Annotated in this window: 15 protein-coding genes and 1 other RNA gene; 14 read left to right on the top strand and 2 right to left on the bottom strand. The window is 62.1% G+C overall.

The window, feature by feature from the left end:
* Positions 1-75 precede the first annotated feature (75 nt).
* Positions 76-1,569 (bottom strand): hypothetical protein, encoded by a 1,494-nt coding sequence (locus tag FYJ92_RS12310; protein WP_185260982.1) that lies wholly within the window; start codon positions 1,567-1,569, stop codon positions 76-78.
* A gap of 507 nt (positions 1,570-2,076) precedes the next feature.
* Here FYJ92_RS12310 and FYJ92_RS12305 point away from each other — a divergent pair.
* The 13 genes from FYJ92_RS12305 to ssrA all read left to right on the top strand — a co-directional run bounded on the left by FYJ92_RS12305 (position 2,077) and on the right by ssrA (position 12,364).
* Positions 2,077-3,300, top strand: a complete 1,224-nt coding sequence (locus FYJ92_RS12305) for a CpaF family protein (RefSeq protein ID WP_056343673.1) — start codon at positions 2,077-2,079, stop codon at positions 3,298-3,300.
* On the top strand, positions 3,300-4,154 hold the full coding sequence (locus FYJ92_RS12300) for a type II secretion system F family protein (protein WP_185260981.1): 855 nt from the start codon (positions 3,300-3,302) through the stop codon (positions 4,152-4,154). Before FYJ92_RS12305 ends, FYJ92_RS12300 begins: the two co-directional genes overlap by 1 nt.
* The gene (locus tag FYJ92_RS12295; RefSeq protein WP_185260980.1) at positions 4,151-5,092 is read left to right on the top strand and encodes a type II secretion system F family protein; all 942 of its coding nucleotides are present in this window, start codon (positions 4,151-4,153) and stop codon (positions 5,090-5,092) included. Before FYJ92_RS12300 ends, FYJ92_RS12295 begins: the two co-directional genes overlap by 4 nt.
* A gap of 82 nt (positions 5,093-5,174) precedes the next feature.
* Positions 5,175-5,441, top strand: coding sequence for a hypothetical protein (locus FYJ92_RS12290; RefSeq protein WP_185260979.1), 267 nt, complete (start codon positions 5,175-5,177; stop codon positions 5,439-5,441).
* A gap of 114 nt (positions 5,442-5,555) precedes the next feature.
* Positions 5,556-5,888, top strand: coding sequence for a TadE family protein (locus tag FYJ92_RS12285; RefSeq protein WP_255482411.1), 333 nt, complete (start codon positions 5,556-5,558; stop codon positions 5,886-5,888).
* A gap of 73 nt (positions 5,889-5,961) precedes the next feature.
* Entirely contained in the window at positions 5,962-6,354 is a 393-nt protein-coding gene (locus FYJ92_RS12280; protein WP_185260977.1) for a hypothetical protein, read from the top strand.
* An 8-nt stretch (positions 6,355-6,362) separates the two neighbouring features.
* Positions 6,363-6,833 (top strand): pilus assembly protein TadG-related protein, encoded by a 471-nt coding sequence (locus FYJ92_RS12275; RefSeq protein ID WP_227008109.1) that lies wholly within the window; start codon positions 6,363-6,365, stop codon positions 6,831-6,833.
* 62 nt (positions 6,834-6,895) lie between these two features.
* Positions 6,896-8,011: a peptide chain release factor 2 gene (gene prfB, locus FYJ92_RS12270; protein WP_185260976.1), complete on the top strand. Its 1,116-nt coding sequence runs from the start codon at positions 6,896-6,898 to the stop codon at positions 8,009-8,011.
* A gap of 178 nt (positions 8,012-8,189) precedes the next feature.
* A complete protein-coding gene (gene ftsE, locus FYJ92_RS12265; protein WP_185260975.1) occupies positions 8,190-8,984 on the top strand; it encodes a cell division ATP-binding protein FtsE in 795 nt (264 codons plus the stop codon).
* Positions 8,981-9,895, top strand: coding sequence for a permease-like cell division protein FtsX (gene ftsX, locus FYJ92_RS12260; protein ID WP_185260974.1), 915 nt, complete (start codon positions 8,981-8,983; stop codon positions 9,893-9,895). Before ftsE ends, ftsX begins: the two co-directional genes overlap by 4 nt.
* Positions 9,896-9,922: 27 nt before the next feature.
* Positions 9,923-11,350: a M23 family metallopeptidase gene (locus FYJ92_RS12255; protein ID WP_185260973.1), complete on the top strand. Its 1,428-nt coding sequence runs from the start codon at positions 9,923-9,925 to the stop codon at positions 11,348-11,350.
* Positions 11,351-11,437: 87 nt separating this feature from the next.
* Entirely contained in the window at positions 11,438-11,908 is a 471-nt protein-coding gene (gene smpB, locus FYJ92_RS12250) for an SsrA-binding protein SmpB (RefSeq protein ID WP_185260972.1), read from the top strand.
* Between the two features lie 87 nt (positions 11,909-11,995).
* Positions 11,996-12,364, top strand: a transfer-messenger RNA (tmRNA) gene (gene ssrA, locus FYJ92_RS12245).
* Between the two features lie 141 nt (positions 12,365-12,505).
* On the opposite strand, the gene FYJ92_RS12240 is transcribed toward ssrA, so the two are convergent.
* Positions 12,506-13,750: an IS110 family transposase gene (locus FYJ92_RS12240; protein WP_185260971.1), complete on the bottom strand. Its 1,245-nt coding sequence runs from the start codon at positions 13,748-13,750 to the stop codon at positions 12,506-12,508.
* A gap of 263 nt (positions 13,751-14,013) precedes the next feature.
* Here FYJ92_RS12240 and FYJ92_RS12235 point away from each other — a divergent pair, with 263 nt between their 5' ends.
* Positions 14,014-15,321 carry an ISL3 family transposase gene (locus FYJ92_RS12235; RefSeq protein WP_185260970.1) on the top strand — a complete coding sequence of 436 codons (1,308 nt, stop codon included), beginning with the start codon at positions 14,014-14,016 and terminating at the stop codon, positions 15,319-15,321.
* The last annotated feature ends 295 nt before the right edge of the window (positions 15,322-15,616 follow it).

The raw sequence follows: 15,616 nt of genomic DNA, 5'->3' as shown, positions 1-15,616 counted from the left end.
CACGTGCGCCGACCTGTTGCTGTCATTAACTGATGCGACGGCTAAGCGAGGGCAGACCCAACATAGGGTTCTTAGCTACGATGTTGGTGAACCAAACAAGGTGAAACCATTCCAACCGCGGCCGACTATAGTCGGCGTTCCCCATTCAAGGTTGTCGCCCATTGGATAGTAGCGGAGGTCGCCCTGTGGCGTCCGCCCTATGATTCCGGTGGTGTTCGCACCGGCAAAACCGGATGTGGGGAGCATCCCGGTCATGGCGTGCCATCCGCTCCCGATGATTTGCGGAGGTGCATCAAGCAAAGCGCCATCGCCGCTGGACCGATACAGCCACAGTGCCCCGTCAGGGGTCTGGGCGACGATATCCGTCCGGGCGTCCTTGTCGAGGTCGGCCAGTACTATGTGTAGGCCAGTCCAGCCGGTGCCGATCTGCGTGCCCTCGGAGACGGAACTTCCCCCCAGATTGAGAAATTGGAAAAGCCTGCCTTGGCTGTCGTAGCCCAGAAGCGAAGGAAAGCGGTCCGAGTTAACCCATGATCCAACGCTTAGGGTCCAGTCCTGCCATTCCGAACCCATGCTTATCGGGCTGCTGAAACCGCCACCCTTGGCTCCGGCATACACACTGAGACGCCCATCTGCCCAATGCGCCACGAGGTCCTGAACACCGTCAGCATTCCAGTCTGTGACAAAGCCAGCGCGAAGCCCCATCCAGCCCGTTCCTACCTGTTCTCCGTCAAAGAAGGCCCCCGACCCCGTTGATCTGTAACGGAGGAGATCGAAATCCGGGTCAGCGGCGATGATATCCGCAGGATTTAATTCGTCGGAGGGTTCCGAAGGAAGCGCGGCGCCGCTGATCAGTGCGGTGTCGTGCCACACGCTTCCGATGCGTCTGACTGCACCCCAGGCCCCATGGTCGACGGGATAGTACAACAATTCGCCGGCTCCAGTGCGTGCTGTGATACCGCTTGTTCCTGACCCCGCGAACCCAATTACGGGGCTGACGTGCGTCATCATGTTCCATCCGGATCCGATTACCTGACGGGGTTCATCGATGAAGTCACCTCCGCCGGCGGATCGGAAGAGGAGCATGGTGCCGCTGGTGTTTCGCGCGGCGATGTCCTGATTTCCATCACCGTCGAAGTCAATTTGCGTGATTTGATAGCCAACAAATCCCCGCCCGACTTGACGGCCTGAATCCAGTTTCGTCCCACTGGTATTCGGGTAGTAGGTCAGTGCCCCTTCCGTGTCCTTCGCAAGAATCCCTGGGTACTCGTCATCGTTGTTCCAGGGGCCAACCGTTATGGATTTCTCCTGCCATCCGGTCCCCACTTCGATTGGGAGCCCGAAACCCGAATTGTCTGTCCCCGGGTGGACTTTGAGACGCCCATCGCTCCACTGCGACAGAATGTCCTGGAGGCCATCTGCGTCCCAATCCACGACGTAAAGCGCCTTCGCATTCGCCCAGCCCGAACCAATGGTCATGGGGAAGCCCAGACGCCCCGCGCCGTCGGAATGAAATACCTTAAGCTGCCCCGCGGCATCTACCGTCAGAACGTCGGCAGCGGACTTCAAGGGGGGATCTGACGCTTCAACAGAGAGAGTGGGCATGGCCTCGTCGGACGCGACTGACGACGCCGGCGTTATAAGAACCCCAAGAAAGCCGAGCACCGTTGCGGCTAGTCCTCGTTCCCATCGATTTCGAAGAGAACAGGCGATGTGTCCGTGTCGGTTCATGATTTCGTGCCTGCTTTTCTGCGGCCACGCCCCGCGCAGGGCGTGGCGATTCCGGCTGCGGCGAAATCCACTCAACATTCTCCCCGGCTAAGATTCAGAGCCGCTCGTGCTCAATCAAGATAGCACCGCGCGACAGCGGTTGCCATTGGTTTTTTCCGTTGCGTAAGGTCACGACGACGCTCGCGTCGATTTCATGAAGAGTCGAGTGGACGCCCGCCGGGATACTTCGCGTTTGGTGTTATCCACAGCGCCGCTCATGTGACTTGGCACCGTGTGGTAAGTCCTCTAGCTTTCACCCCAGTTGAACTGCCTCCACCGGGGGCGGCAGTTGTATTGGGGAACAACATGGACGCTGTGCGAATCGTGGAAGACGAAGTCCGCGAGCTGATCCGCCGTCGGGGCCTGGACCCGCTACGGCAGGCGGGCGAGGTCCGCCGTCTGGTCGAAGCAGCCGTCAGCGATTACGACGAACGCGCCCTCATGGGGCCGCTGCCTCCGATTGGTCCGTTGGAAGCGGCACGCCGGTTTGTCTTTGACGCGGTGGCCGGGTTCGGTGTCCTTCAGCCGCTTCTTGACGATCCGACCATCGAGGAAGTCTGGATCAACGCGCCAAACGAAATCTACGTGGCCAGGAACGGCGAGTCGGAACTGACCTCGCTCAGCCTCACTGACCAGCAGGTTCGCGATCTCGTGGAGCGCATGCTGAAGAGTTCCGGCCGGCGCCTGGACATGTCATCGCCGTTTGTCGACGCCGCACTCCCCGATGGTTCCAGGCTGCATGTGGTCATCCCGGATGTCACCCGCAGGCACTGGGCCGTGAATATCCGCAAGTTCGTGGTGAAGGCCAGCCGCCTTGAACACCTCGTCGAGCTGGGCACGCTGACACCCCAGTCGGCCCGGTTCCTCGGTGCAGCCGTATCCAGCGGACTGAACATCCTTGTGTCAGGCTCCACCCAGGCGGGCAAAACCACCATGCTCAACTGCCTGGCAGCGAGCATCGGCAGCCGTGAGCGCGTCATTACGGTCGAGGAAATCTTTGAGCTCCAGTTCCCCCTCCGGGATGTCGTCGGACTCCAATGCAGGCAGCCCAACCTCGAAGGAGAGGGCGAAATCCCTCTGCGCAGGCTTGTCAAGGAAGCCCTCCGGATGCGCCCGGACCGCTTGGTCGTTGGAGAGGTACGGGAAGCGGAAAGCCTCGACATGCTCATCGCCCTAAATAGTGGCTTACCAGGCATGTGCACCGTCCATGCAAACTCAGCCCACGACGCTGTGACCAAGATCTGTACCCTTCCGCTACTCGCCGGTGAAAATATCTCGTCTGCCTTCGTCGTCCCCACGGTGGCGTCCTGCATTGACCTCGTGGTCCACTGCAGCCGGCACGCCAACGGCAGACGCCAAGTAACCGAGATCCTTTCCCTCGGCCGGCGGGTGGAAAACGGCATCATCGAATCCTCCATGGTTTTCGCCATGGAGGATGGCCAGCTGCAGCCGCGGGCCAACTCCATGCCCGCGGCGGAGAAGTTTTCCCGGGCAGGGTACGACGTCGCGGCGCTGCTGGAGCCGCGCTGATGGCGCCTCTGGTAGGAGTGCTTGCGGGCGCCGGGCTCTTCCTGATCTGGTGGTCGTTCTGGGAAAAGCCGGCAGCGCTGAAGCGCCGCCCGCGGGCCAGCCGCCTCGAGGACCTGCTGGCCTCCGCCGGAATCGAAAAGGTCACCGGGACGGGCCTCGTGGCCTCATGCTTGGGATTGGGCATATTTGTCGCTCTCATCCTCTTTATGGTCAGCCGGTCATGGCCTATATCCGTATGCTTCGGACTTTTCGGCGCCTGGCTGCCCGTTAGCATTGTCCGGTGGCGGGCGAACAGGAGAACTGCCGTCCTACGCCAGCTCTGGCCGGACGTGGTGGACCACCTGCGCTCGGCCATCCGCGCCGGGCTTTCACTGCCGGAGGCCCTGATCCAGCTGGGGGAGAAAGGCCCCGAGGAGCTTCGGCATGTTTTCCGGGACTTCGGAGCCGACTACCGCGCGGGCGGGCAGTTCGATGCCTCTCTTAATAAACTCAAGGACCGGCTAGCGGACCCGGTGGCGGACCGGATCGTCGAGGCACTCAGGCTGACCCGTGAAGTGGGCGGTTCGGACCTGGGGAAACTGTTGGGCACCCTCGCCGAATTTCTCAGGGAAAATGCGCGGACCCGCAGCGAGCTCGAGGCCCGGCAGTCCTGGACTGTCAACGCCGCCAGGCTCGCGGTGGCCGCTCCCTGGATCGTTATGCTCCTCCTGGCCACCAGGCCTGAAGCCGTGAACGCTTACAACACGCCCATGGGAGCCGGCGTCCTCCTCGGCGGGCTCGTGGTGTCGCTGGTCTGCTACTCCATCATGCTCCGCATCGGTGCCCTTCCGCAGGACGAACGGGTGCTGCGATGAACGGGATCTCGGCGGCTGCGATTGTGTGCGGCATCGTCCTCGGGACGGGCCTTTGGCTGATCTTCGTCCGGTTGCCCTTTATGCGGCCGCTCACCTTCGTCGAGCGCATCGATCCGCAGCTGAAATCGCAAAACCTTGAATCGCGGTTGCTGCGGGCCAGCGGACAGAACACCACGCCATTCGGACCGTTGGAACGGATCGTGCGTCCCCTGCTCCACGACGGACTCGCAGCCTTGGGGAAGCTGAACCTAGGGTCAAAGGCGCTGACCCGCAGGCTCGCCCAAGCCGGCATCAACAAGTCACCCGTCGATTTCCGGGCCGAGCAGCTCCTCTGGGCTGCCGCCGGATTCGCCGCTGCCCTTGCGGCGGTGGTACTGGGCGCGGTATCCGGCCGCTTCAGTCCCTTCCTAGCGGTTGTGGCCGTTCTCGGAAGCGCGCTCGGCGGGTTTCTGTTCAGGGACTTCTGGCTCGGTGTCCAGATCAGCAGGCGGGAATCCCGAATGATGGCAGAATTCCCCAGTCTCGCCGAGCTTATGGCGCTGGCGGTCGGTGCCGGTGAAAGTGCCACGGGTGCACTGGACCGCGTCTGCCGCAGTGCGAGAGGGGAACTGGCCAAGGAGTTTTCCAAGATTCTTGCTGAGACCAGGGCTGGGAAACCGCTGGTGGAAGCGCTCCAGGAGTTTTCCTCCCGGACTGATCTGGGGCCGCTCGTCAGATTTGTTGACGGCATCATCGTTGCGGTCGAGCGGGGTACCCCGTTGGCAGATGTGCTGAGGGCTCAGGCCCAGGACGTCCGGGACACGGCAAAACGGGACCTGATGGAGTCGGCGGGCAAAAAGGAAATTGCCATGATGGTTCCCTTGGTTTTTGGTGTCCTTCCCCTAACGGTGGTCTTCGCAGTTTTCCCCGGCATCGCGGCCATCAGCCTCGGATTGTAGCCATGGCCATCACCCCTGCGCTCATATCCCTTAGCCGCCACGTCAATTACACAGCGTCACTTACACAATGAATGGGACCGAAATGAAATACATGGGAATCTCGGGCAGCGTGCTGCTCCTTGCGTTGCTGGCCGGCCTTTGGGTCTGGGCCAGTAGTGCCGCGTGGGGTCCAACAAACGCCCGGAATGGCTCCGACGGGTCTATCCACGACCACCCGGAGCGCGGTGACGTGCCTGGTTGGGTGATGATCACCTTAATGTCCGCAGTCCTGGTGGCGGCTCTTCTCGCTCTCGCCGGACCGGCCCTCGAAACTATGTTCAACCAGGCGATGGACAAGGTCGGCAAGTAAAGCATGCTGGGCGCCAGCCAGTGCACCTACAACAGGCCTCCGCGACGGTCCAGGGGCTGCGCCGATGCGGGCTGGCGCACTGATGAACGGGGCTCCGCCATAGTGGACTTCGTCATGGTTGGCGGGCTGCTCACAATGTTTTTCCTGGCGATCATCCAGCTCACCCTGGTCCTGCACGTGCGCAACACACTGATCGACGCCGCCGCCTCCGGGGCGCGTTATGGAACGCTCGCGGACCGGGGAGCATCAGACGCAGAGGAACGGGCGGCCACGCTGATTGGAACCGCACTGAATGCTGACTTCGCGCAGCACATCAGCACCACGGAAGTGACGTTTCAGGGCCTGCGGACCTTGGAAGTGACCATCAAGGCTCCCGTGCCCGTCATCGGGCTTATCGGCCCGCGGGACGTGCTGGAGGTGAAAGGGCATGCAGCCATCCAACCCTGAAAACCTGCAAACCCGTCTCCACCATAGATTCCAAGAAGCACTTGGCGAGGGATCGGGGGACGAAGGGAGCGCGGTGGTCGAATTCACGTTCCTCGCACTGCTCCTGATGGTCCCGCTGGTCTACTTCATCATCACCGTAGGCCAGATCCAGGGCGGGTCCTTTGCCGTAGTCGGCGCCGCTGACCAGGCCGCAAAGGTGTTCGTGGCCCAGCCGGATGCGCCATCGGCGCAGGCCGCCGCCGAACAGGCAGCCCTCATCGCCCTCGCGGACTTCGGTCACGATGCCGGGCAGGCAAGCGTATCCACCCGGTGCGTCCCTGCTGACTGCCAGGCTGCGGGCACTGCCGTCACCGTCACGGTCAACCTCACTGTGCCGCTGCCCTTCGTGCCGTTCAACGAGGACTTCAGGCTCGAGGCCAGTGAAGTTGAAGCCTCGTCCACCCAACTGGTGGGCAGGTTCAGGTGACCCCAAAGATGACGCACGAAGCGATCCCTGAAACCCAACCCAGCGATTCAGGTGAAGACGGCCAGATGATCGTGATGATCATTGGCTACATCGCGGTGGCCCTGCTGGTGGTGACGGTTGTCATCGGCATTTCCAGCGTCTACCTCGAACACAAGCGGCTGTTGTCCCTGGCCGACGGCGCCTCGCTGGCCGCCGCCGACAGCTATACCTTGGGCGAGGTCGGGGGAGAGGGCGGAAGCCCCTCAGCCATATTGGGTTCTGGCCGTGTCCGCAGCGTTGCGGCCGACTTTATCGCCCGGAGCCCGTCGTCGGCCCGGTTCGACGGTTTAGCCGTTTCAGCGGGGACCGGCAGCCCTGACGGATCCACCGCCGTCGTGGTTCTCAGTGCTGTTGTCCACCCGCCGATAGCGAACTTCGTCGTGCCTGATGGGATCAGAATTGAAGCGGCCTCCACGGCCCGTTCCCGGCTCACGCGCTGACCGGACGCGGAGAAGTCAGGGAAGTCCGGCACTCCGGCCTAATAGCGTAGGCTTAAACAACCATGGCCACTATTGATTTTTCCGCAGAAATCCGCGCTCTTCGCGCCACCTACACCTCCATCGAGCAAGTCAGCGATGTTGAGGCTCTGAAGGAAGACATCGCCGAACTGAGCGAACGCGCCGGCGAGCCCAACCTGTGGGATGACCCCGCGGCGGCCCAGAAGATCACCTCACGCCTTTCGCACCGCCAGTCCGAGCTGGAGCGGCTGAACAAGCTGGTGTCGCGGATCGATGACCTCGAAGTGCTGGTGGAGCTCGGGCAGGACGAGGACGACGCCGATTCCATGGGCGAAGCCGCTGCCGAGCTGGAGTCCATCCGGAAATCCCTGAAAGACCTCGAAGTGGTGACGCTTCTTTCCGGAGAATACGACGAACGTGAAGCCGTCGTGTCCATCAGGGCAGGGGCAGGCGGCGTTGACGCGGCAGACTTCGCCGAAATGCTGATGCGTATGTACCTTCGCTGGGCCGAACGCCATGGTTACCCCACCACCGTGATGGACACGTCCTACGCCGAAGAGGCGGGGCTGAAGTCCGCAACATTCGAAGTCAAGGCGCCGTATGCGTTCGGCACGCTCAGCGTCGAAGCCGGAACCCACCGCCTGGTCCGAATCAGCCCCTTCGACAACCAGGGCCGCCGCCAGACGTCCTTCGCCGCCGTCGAGGTCATTCCACTTATCGAGTCAACGGATTCCATCGATATCCCGGACAACGAGATCCGTGTGGACGTGTTCCGGTCCTCCGGCCCCGGCGGCCAGTCAGTTAACACCACTGACTCCGCCGTTCGCCTGACCCACATCCCCACCGGCACAGTGGTGTCCATGCAGAATGAAAAGTCGCAGCTCCAGAACCGGGCAGCAGCCCTGCGCGTTCTGCAGTCGCGACTCCTCCTCCTGAAGAAGGAACAGGAGGACGCTGAAAAGAAGGCTTTCGCCGGCGATGTCAAGGCATCCTGGGGCGACCAGATGCGCTCCTACGTCCTGAACCCGTACCAGATGGTCAAGGACCTCCGCACCGAACACGAAGTAGGCAACACGTCCGCAGTGTTCGACGGCGAAATTGACGACTTCATCGATGCCGGGATCCGCTGGCGCACCGACAACCGCAACGCCGTGAAGTAGCACTTGCCGTGCCTACCCGCTAGGCCTGATCACACGACACACCCCCGTAGCCCCCGAAAACCGGCCAAAAGACTGCGTATAGTCGAGGGGCCGGGGCTCTAATTCCCTCACACGAATGCCCGTGCGCCGGCTGCAGATCTGGGCTGCATCAGTAGTGCCCTGCAGGGTAATTAGGGCCATGATCCGATTCGAAAATGTCACCAAGGTCTACGACCAGACGGCCCGGCCTGCGCTGGACGATGTCAGCCTTGAGATTGACCGTGGTGAATTTGCCTTCCTCGTCGGCGCTTCCGGATCCGGAAAGTCCACCTTCCTGCGGCTCGTGCTGAAGGAAGACCGGGCCTCCTCGGGCGCCGTGTACGTGGCCGGGCAGAACGTCGCCAAGATCTCCAGCTGGCGCGTGCCCCGGCTCCGCCGCGGCATCGGCGTGGTGTTCCAGGACTTCCGGCTCCTGCCACAGAAGAACGTGTTCGCCAACGTTGCGTTCGCGATGCAGGTCATCGGCAAGAGCCGCAGCGTCATCCGCGACACCGTCCCCGAAGTCCTCAAGACCGTGGGCCTGGAAGGCAAGGAAAACCGCCTTCCCCATGAGCTTTCCGGCGGCGAGCAGCAGCGTGTGGCCATTGCCCGGGCGGTAGTCAACCGCCCCGGCATCCTCCTCGCCGACGAACCCACCGGCAACCTGGACCCCACCACCTCGATGGGCATCATGGGTGTGCTGGACAAGATCAACCAGAACGGCACCACTGTGGTCATGGCCACGCACGACGACGACATCGTCAACGAGATGCGCAAGCGCGTTGTGGAGCTCAGGAACGGCATCGTGATCCGTGATGAGGCCAGGGCTTTGTATACCTCGATGATCCCCATCGTGGGACAGTCCCGCAGGCTTAGGGACGCCAGCGGCCGGGAACAAGCCCAGCCGCCCGCGCCCGGGGAACTCAATCCCAATGCAGGGGAGGCTCAGCGATGAGGCTCGCCTTTGTTCTCAGCGAAATCGGCAGCGGACTGCGCCGCAACGTTTCCATGGTGGTCTCGGTCATCCTGGTCACCTTTGTCTCACTGACCTTCGTCGGTGCCGCAGGCATGCTCCAGCTCCAGATCAACCAGATGAAGGGCTACTGGTACGACAAGGTCCAGGTCGCCATTTTCCTCTGCAGTGACGGTTCGACGGCGGCCGGTTGCGCCACAGGCCCGGTCACCCCGGAGCAGCAGGACAACCTGCAGACCCTGCTCGAATCACCTGCCGTGGCCCAGTACGTCAACGATTTCCAGTACGAGTCCAAGGACGAGGCCTACAAGCACTTCAAGGACCAGTTCTCCAATTCTCCAATTGTCGATTCCGTCACGCCGGACCAGCTCCCTTCATCCTTCCGGATCAACATGAAAGATGCGGAAAAGTACCAGATCATCAGCGAGACGTTCTCCTCGCAGCCAGGCGTGGAAACGGTCATAGACCAGCGCCAGCTGCTCGAACGGCTCTTCTCCGCCATGAACGCCGCCTCCCTGGTGGCCGTCAGTATCGCCGGCGTAATGATTGTCTGCGCCATCTTGCTGATCGCCACCACTATCCGGCTCTCGGCCTTTAGCCGCCGGCGCGAGACCGGGATCATGCGCCTGGTGGGCGCGTCCAAGATGGTCATCCAGCTCCCGTTCATCCTGGAAGGCGTGATTGCGGCTGTGATCGGCGCAGCCCTGGCATCCGGCACGTTATGGGCGGTGGCGCACTTCTTCCTGGGCGAGTACCTGTCCAAGCAATATCCCGACACGGCGTTCATCTCACCGGGTCAGACGCTGATTCTTGCGCCAGCCTTGCTGATCCTTGGCGGATCCTTGGCGGGAATTTCGTCCCTCTTGACCTTACGCAGATATTTGAAGGTTTAGGCTGTGCAAACCGAACAAGGAATCCCAATGAACGAATTGCACCGAACTGTGCCCCGGCACCGGGCCGAGCGCACACGACCTGCAGGCCGCCGCGCCGGCCTGATCAGCGGCGTCCTGGTATTGCTGTTCGCCGCCAGTATGGGCGCCTCAGCCCCGGTGGTGCACGCCGACGAGCTCGATGACAAGCGGGCCGCCCTTGAAGCCGAGGCGTCCCGGGTCCAGCAGTCCTTGGAATTCGTGGACTCACGCATCGCGAAGGCCGCCGGCGACCTGGTGATCTACCAGGGCCAACTGCCCGGCGCCCAGCAGGCCCTCCTGGAGGCCCAGGGGCGCGTGGCCAGTGCGGTCAAGGAAGTCGAAGCGCTGACGGCGCGCGTTGACCTTGCACAGCAGAACAAGGCCAAAATCACGCAGCAGCTTGAGGCTGATAAGCAGAAAATCGCCGGCACCAAAAAGCTGATCGGCCAGATCGCCACCCAGGCGTACAAATCCGGTGGCGTTCCGTCGAACCTGACCCTGTTCTTCGGGGCCAACAACGGAGGCAGCCTGACTGACACGATGGACCTCGCGGACCAGGCCATGCGTAGCCAGAACGCCGCCATGGACAAGCTGTCCCAGCAAAGTGCCACCAACGTAAACTCCCAGGCCCGGCTTGAAGCCGTCGAGGCTGAGATCAGGGACCTCAAGGCCAAGGCTGATGCCGCCCTGGAAAGGGAAAAGGCTGCCCGCGACGAGGCCGCGGCCAAGAAGGCCCAAGTTGATCAGCTGATCGCCGACACCACAAGACTTGACGCGGAACTCCAGGCTGCTAAGCCTGGCATCCAAAGCCAGATGGCTGCGGTGGAAGCCAGCCAGAACGCAGTAGCCAACGAGATCGCAGAGCGTGACCGCAGATTGCGTGAGGCTTGGGAAGCCGAACAACGCCGGCTGGCCCAGGCTGCCGCTGCAGCAGCGGCCGCCCGGGCAGCCGCCCAGGGCCAGGCTCCGCCGGCACAAGCGCCGTACGTTCCGGTGACCGGATCGCCGTCGGCCTTTGGACTGCGGCACCCCTTCTCCGGTAACGTGCCCATCACGTCCGGCTTCGGCTGGCGAGCCACGCCGCCGGGAACCATCGACTTCTACGGCAATGGCGGTTACCTCCACACTGGCATCGACTTCGGTGCCGCCTGCGGCACGCCGGTCTACGCAGCTGCAGCCGGCGAGGTTTTCTCCTCAGGCTGGAACTCCGCCGACGGCGGCGGCTGGCGCGTGAAGCTCTCCCACGGAGTGGTGCAGGGCAACTCACTGACCACCATCGTCTACCACAACAGCAGTATCGTGGTCTCGAACGGCCAGCAGGTTTCTGCCGGCCAGCTCATCGCCTACTCGGGCAGCACCGGCAACTCAACGGGCTGCCACGCACACTTTGAAACCTGGCTCAACGGAGCCGCAGTTGACCCCATGCGCCTGCTGTAACGCCGGTCTTCGCCTGCCGTAGACTGGTATGACTCCGCGCCGGAACGGACGGAGCCAGCCAAGATCCAAGAACTGAGGAGTTCCACCGTGCCCAAAGAAAGTGGCTGTAAGGTAGTGGCCACCAACCGCAAGGCCCGGCATGACTACCTCGTGCTGGATACCTACGAGGCAGGCATCGCCCTGATGGGGACCGAGGTCAAGTCCCTGCGCGAAGGACATGCCTCAATGGTGGACGGCTTCTGCACGTTCTATAACGATGAGTTATGGATGGAGGGGATCCATATTCCCGAGTACAACCAGGGGAGCTGGACCAACCATTCCGCACGCCGTCGTCGGAAGCTGCTGCTGCACCGTGAGGAGCTCAACAAGATCTCCGTGAAGATCCGCGAGTCCGGCTTCACGGTGGTTCCGCTGCAGCTGTACTTCCTCGACGGGCGGGCCAAGGTGGAAATCGCAATCGCCCGCGGTAAGCGTGAGTACGACAAGCGACAGACCCTGCGGGAGCAGCAGGACAACCGCGAAGCACTTCGCGAGGTCCGGGAACGCAACCGCCGGTAGGAATGTTTTCCGTCGGACATGCGTTAGGCTAAGTAGTCCGGCAGGGATTTGTGCCTGCACAGCCCGGCCGGTTTGAAAATAAAATACGGGGATGATCGGTTTCGACGATGTTAGTCGCGACAGGTGAAGCGGGCCGAGGATGCAGAATTATCTCGTTAACGCTGTCTGCAAACCAATAAGTGCCAAATCAAACCGCACTGACTTCGCTCTCGCTGCCTAAGCAGTAAGACAGTCCGTCAGCCCGAGGTTGCTATTGCCCCGGATCCTGGCGTCATTTAGATAGCCACTGCTGCTTGCCTCCGTCATCGGGGCAAACGGGACTCTTAGATGACTGGGCCCGGATCAGCCACCTGTTTGCAGGAGGGCTGGGGCCGAGAAAATCCGACGCAAACTGCGCCCGGAGAAGACCTGTTAACACGACATCGGACGGGGGTTCAATTCCCCCCATCTCCACATTTTGAATGTCGCAAGACATTGCCAGAAGATCCGGACCCTGTGTCCGGATCTTCTGGCATTTAAGCGAGGTGCTGACATGAAAATTGCGGTGACGTTGTCCCGTTTACTCAACGATCTGGCGGTCTGCGTTTTGAGGCAGGATTATCCGGTGGGTTGCAGGGGCGCGAGGGTCACTTGGTAGCCCAGGGATTCGAGCTGTCCGATCGCGCGGGCCTTGGTCTTGGCAGGTGCTTGCAGCCTGAAGTAGTCGGCGCCGGGGTCTTTGTAGAGTTCCCCGGTGGTGAGCATGTGCCAAGCCGCGGTGAGCATGGCGTGTTCGACCGCGACGAGGGCCTTCATCGGTCCGCGCCGGGCGGCGAGGCGGGAGTATTTCGCGGAGAAGTAGGTGTTCTTCGAGCGTGCTGCCGAGAGCGCTGCGATTCCGAGGGCTCCTTTGAGGTATCGGTTGCCGGGGCGTGTCTTGGTGGACTTGACCCGTCCGGCGGATTCGTTGGATCCCGGGGAGGTTCCGGCCCAGGAGGCCAGGTGTCCCGCCGTGGGGAACACGGTCATGTCGGCGCCGGTTTCGGCGATGAAGATCTCCGCGACGGTAGTGCTGAATCCCGGGATGCTGATCAGGAGCTCCCGGGCGAAACGAAAGGGCGCCATCGCCTCCTCGATCCTGGCGCCCAGGTCCTCGATATCTGCGGTGTGGGCATCGATCCGGTGCAGATACAGTTCCGCCATGTACCGGTGGTGGCTGCCAAACCTGCCCGTGAGCGCGTCGGTGAGCTCGGGGATCTTTGACCGCATCCTGCGCTGGGCGAGGTCTGCCAGGACCGCCGGGTCCTCTTGCCCCTCGATCAGTGCCTGCAGCATCAGCCGTCCAGAGACCCCGGTGATGTCCGAAGCTACCGAGGAGAGCTTGATGCAGGCGTCCTCGAGGAGCTTCTCCAGCCTCTGGATCTCCCGGGTCCGTTCCCGGGTGATGACGGTCCTGGCCCGGGTCAGGTCGCGCAGTTCACGGATCGGCGGCGGGGGCACGAACGAGGCCCGCACCAGCCCGTGGGCGCCCAGATCCGCGAGCCAGGCAGCGTCGGAGACATCGGTTTTGCGGCCCGGGACGTTCCTGGCATCACGGGCGTTGACCAGGATGACGTTCAGTCCCTCGTCCTCGAGCAGGTAATAGAAGGGACGCCAGTAATCACTGGTCGCTTCCATCACCACCAGGCTCACCCGCTCCTTGAGCAGGTGCTCCTTCAGGTCCAGGATCTGACCGGTCATCGCACCCCACGTGGTGACCGTCGACGCGGTCGACCTGGACCCGCGGCCCTGGACACGGATACAGACCTTCGCATCCTTCTTCGAAATATCAATACCCGCACACCGCGGGTGCATCACTTCCATCTCGGATCACCCTTCCCAGTCATTCCGGCAGGAATCAAAGTGCATGCGTTCCGGGGAAGGCGGATAAAACAACAAATCTGACATTCGTGCTCCAAGGCAACAGTCCACGGTCCCGCGGACAACAAAACTGGCTCTTCCGAATGCAGAGTGTAGCCGGGGTTGGCGCGCGTGACTTCCGAGGCCGGGAAGTTGGTTCGGCATAGGTGAGGGCCTTGGGTAAGAATCGGAGTGTCTAGTTCTGATTTTTCTACCGCAAGGCCCTCGTGTTTAAAACTACCTTTCAATGCCCTGACCTGACTACTTTCTGCCGCTTGGACGAGCTTGGCTTGGAAGCGACCGGGCAGTTCCTTGCTGCCGATCGTGCCGTGATCGCCTGCCGTGTGGTGGCCACGGACGAATGGTGCCGCAAGTGCGGTTGCCAAGGCATCCCGCGGGACACAGTGACCCGGGAACTTGGCCATGAACCCTTCGGCTGGCGGCCAACCACCTTGCTGGTACGAATCCGTCGCTATCGATGTACCGGGTGCGGGCATGTATGGCGGCAAGACACGTCCCAGGCGGCCGAACCACGGTCAAAGCTTTCCCGTCGCGGCCTGGTGTGGGCGTTGGAAGGCATCGTGTGTCAGCACCTCACCGTGGCCCGCGTCGCCGAGGGCCTGGGTGTGTCCTGGAATACCGCGAACAAGGCTGTACTGGCTGAAGGGCGGCGTGTGCTGATCAATGACCCCAACCGCTTCGACGGGGTGAAGATTATCGGCGTTGATGAGCATGTGTGGCGACACACCAGGCATGGAGACAAGTACGTCACCGTCATCATTGACCTGACCCCGGTTCGCGACAAGACCGGCCCGTCCCGGCTGCTGGATATGGTCGAGGGCCGTTCCAAACAGGTCTTCGCTACTTGGCTGAAACAACGTCCTCAAGCGTGGCGGGACGGGGTGGAAGTCGTGGCCATGGACGGCTTCTCCGGGTTCAAGAGTGCCGCGTCCGAAGAGCTGCCTTCCGCTGTTGCGGTGATGGATCCGTTCCATGTCGTCCGTCTTGCCGGCGACGCACTCAATGACTGCCGTCGCCGGGTTCAGCAAGCCACGTGCGGGCACCGGGGACGGGCCGGGGATCCGCTCTACAAGGCCCGGCTGACGCTGCATACCGGTGACGGGTTGCTGACCGAGAAACAACAAAAGCGAATTGCTGACCTCTTCGCCGAGGAGAAGCATGTCGAGGTCGAAGCGACGTGGGGCGCGTATCAACGCATGATCGCCGCCTACCGGGAGAAGGACCAGGATCAAGGTAAGAAGCTCATGCAGGCCCTCATTGACTCCCTCAGCTCTGGGGTCCCCGCCGCCCTGAAAGAACTGAAAAAGATGGGCGGAACACTCAAACGCAGGGCAGCAGACGTGCTCGCGTACTTTGACCGACCAGGCACCTCCAACGGCCCAACGGAGGCAATCAACGGACGTCTGGAACACCTGCGCGGATCTGCCCTCGGCTTCCGCAATCTCACCAACTACGTCGCCAGATCACTGCTGGAATCTGGAGGATTCAGACCGAAACTACACTCTGCATTCTGAAGAGCCACAAAACTGTGCCCTCCACCACCAAACTAGCCCACAGGCTCACCGGCACCATAGACGAATCGGGGTCGACCGAAACACACACATCAAGTCTGTCCCCTGAGCGTCTGCCAGCACCAGAGATCCCTGGGAACAGACCTGACACGGCACCATTTTCCGTCCCCACGGCGGAGCGAAGCGCACCTCAGAAACTAGCCCCTGTTCACCCACGGCGTAGCCGTTCCGGGACTACCGGGCGCAGCCGCGGGGTTGTCGCCAATAGGCTCCGACGCCGCACAATGTTTGGAAGCCG

The organism is Pseudarthrobacter sp. NBSH8 (genome assembly GCF_014217545.1).
Taxonomy (GTDB): Bacteria; Actinomycetota; Actinomycetes; order Actinomycetales; family Micrococcaceae; genus Arthrobacter.
Note: the sequence above shows the minus strand (reverse complement) of the source record. Positions and strands in the feature narration are given on the sequence as shown.

Excerpts from the sequence above, each read along its gene's own strand:
- ftsX (WP_185260974.1), top strand. The coding sequence starts at position 8,981 with ATGAGGCTCGCCTTTGTTCTCAGCGAAATCGGCAGCGGACTGCGCCGC.
- ftsE (WP_185260975.1), top strand. The coding sequence starts at position 8,190 with ATGATCCGATTCGAAAATGTCACCAAGGTCTACGACCAGACGGCCCGG.
- FYJ92_RS12290 (WP_185260979.1), top strand. The coding sequence starts at position 5,175 with ATGAAATACATGGGAATCTCGGGCAGCGTGCTGCTCCTTGCGTTGCTG.
- FYJ92_RS12285 (WP_255482411.1), top strand. The coding sequence starts at position 5,556 with ATGGTTGGCGGGCTGCTCACAATGTTTTTCCTGGCGATCATCCAGCTC.
- FYJ92_RS12295 (WP_185260980.1), top strand. The coding sequence starts at position 4,151 with ATGAACGGGATCTCGGCGGCTGCGATTGTGTGCGGCATCGTCCTCGGG.
- FYJ92_RS12255 (WP_185260973.1), top strand. The coding sequence starts at position 9,923 with ATGAACGAATTGCACCGAACTGTGCCCCGGCACCGGGCCGAGCGCACA.
- prfB (WP_185260976.1), top strand. The coding sequence starts at position 6,896 with ATGGCCACTATTGATTTTTCCGCAGAAATCCGCGCTCTTCGCGCCACC.
- FYJ92_RS12240 (WP_185260971.1), bottom strand. The coding sequence starts at position 13,750 with ATGGAAGTGATGCACCCGCGGTGTGCGGGTATTGATATTTCGAAGAAG.
- FYJ92_RS12300 (WP_185260981.1), top strand. The coding sequence starts at position 3,300 with ATGGCGCCTCTGGTAGGAGTGCTTGCGGGCGCCGGGCTCTTCCTGATC.
- FYJ92_RS12275 (WP_227008109.1), top strand. The coding sequence starts at position 6,363 with ATGACGCACGAAGCGATCCCTGAAACCCAACCCAGCGATTCAGGTGAA.
- FYJ92_RS12305 (WP_056343673.1), top strand. The coding sequence starts at position 2,077 with ATGGACGCTGTGCGAATCGTGGAAGACGAAGTCCGCGAGCTGATCCGC.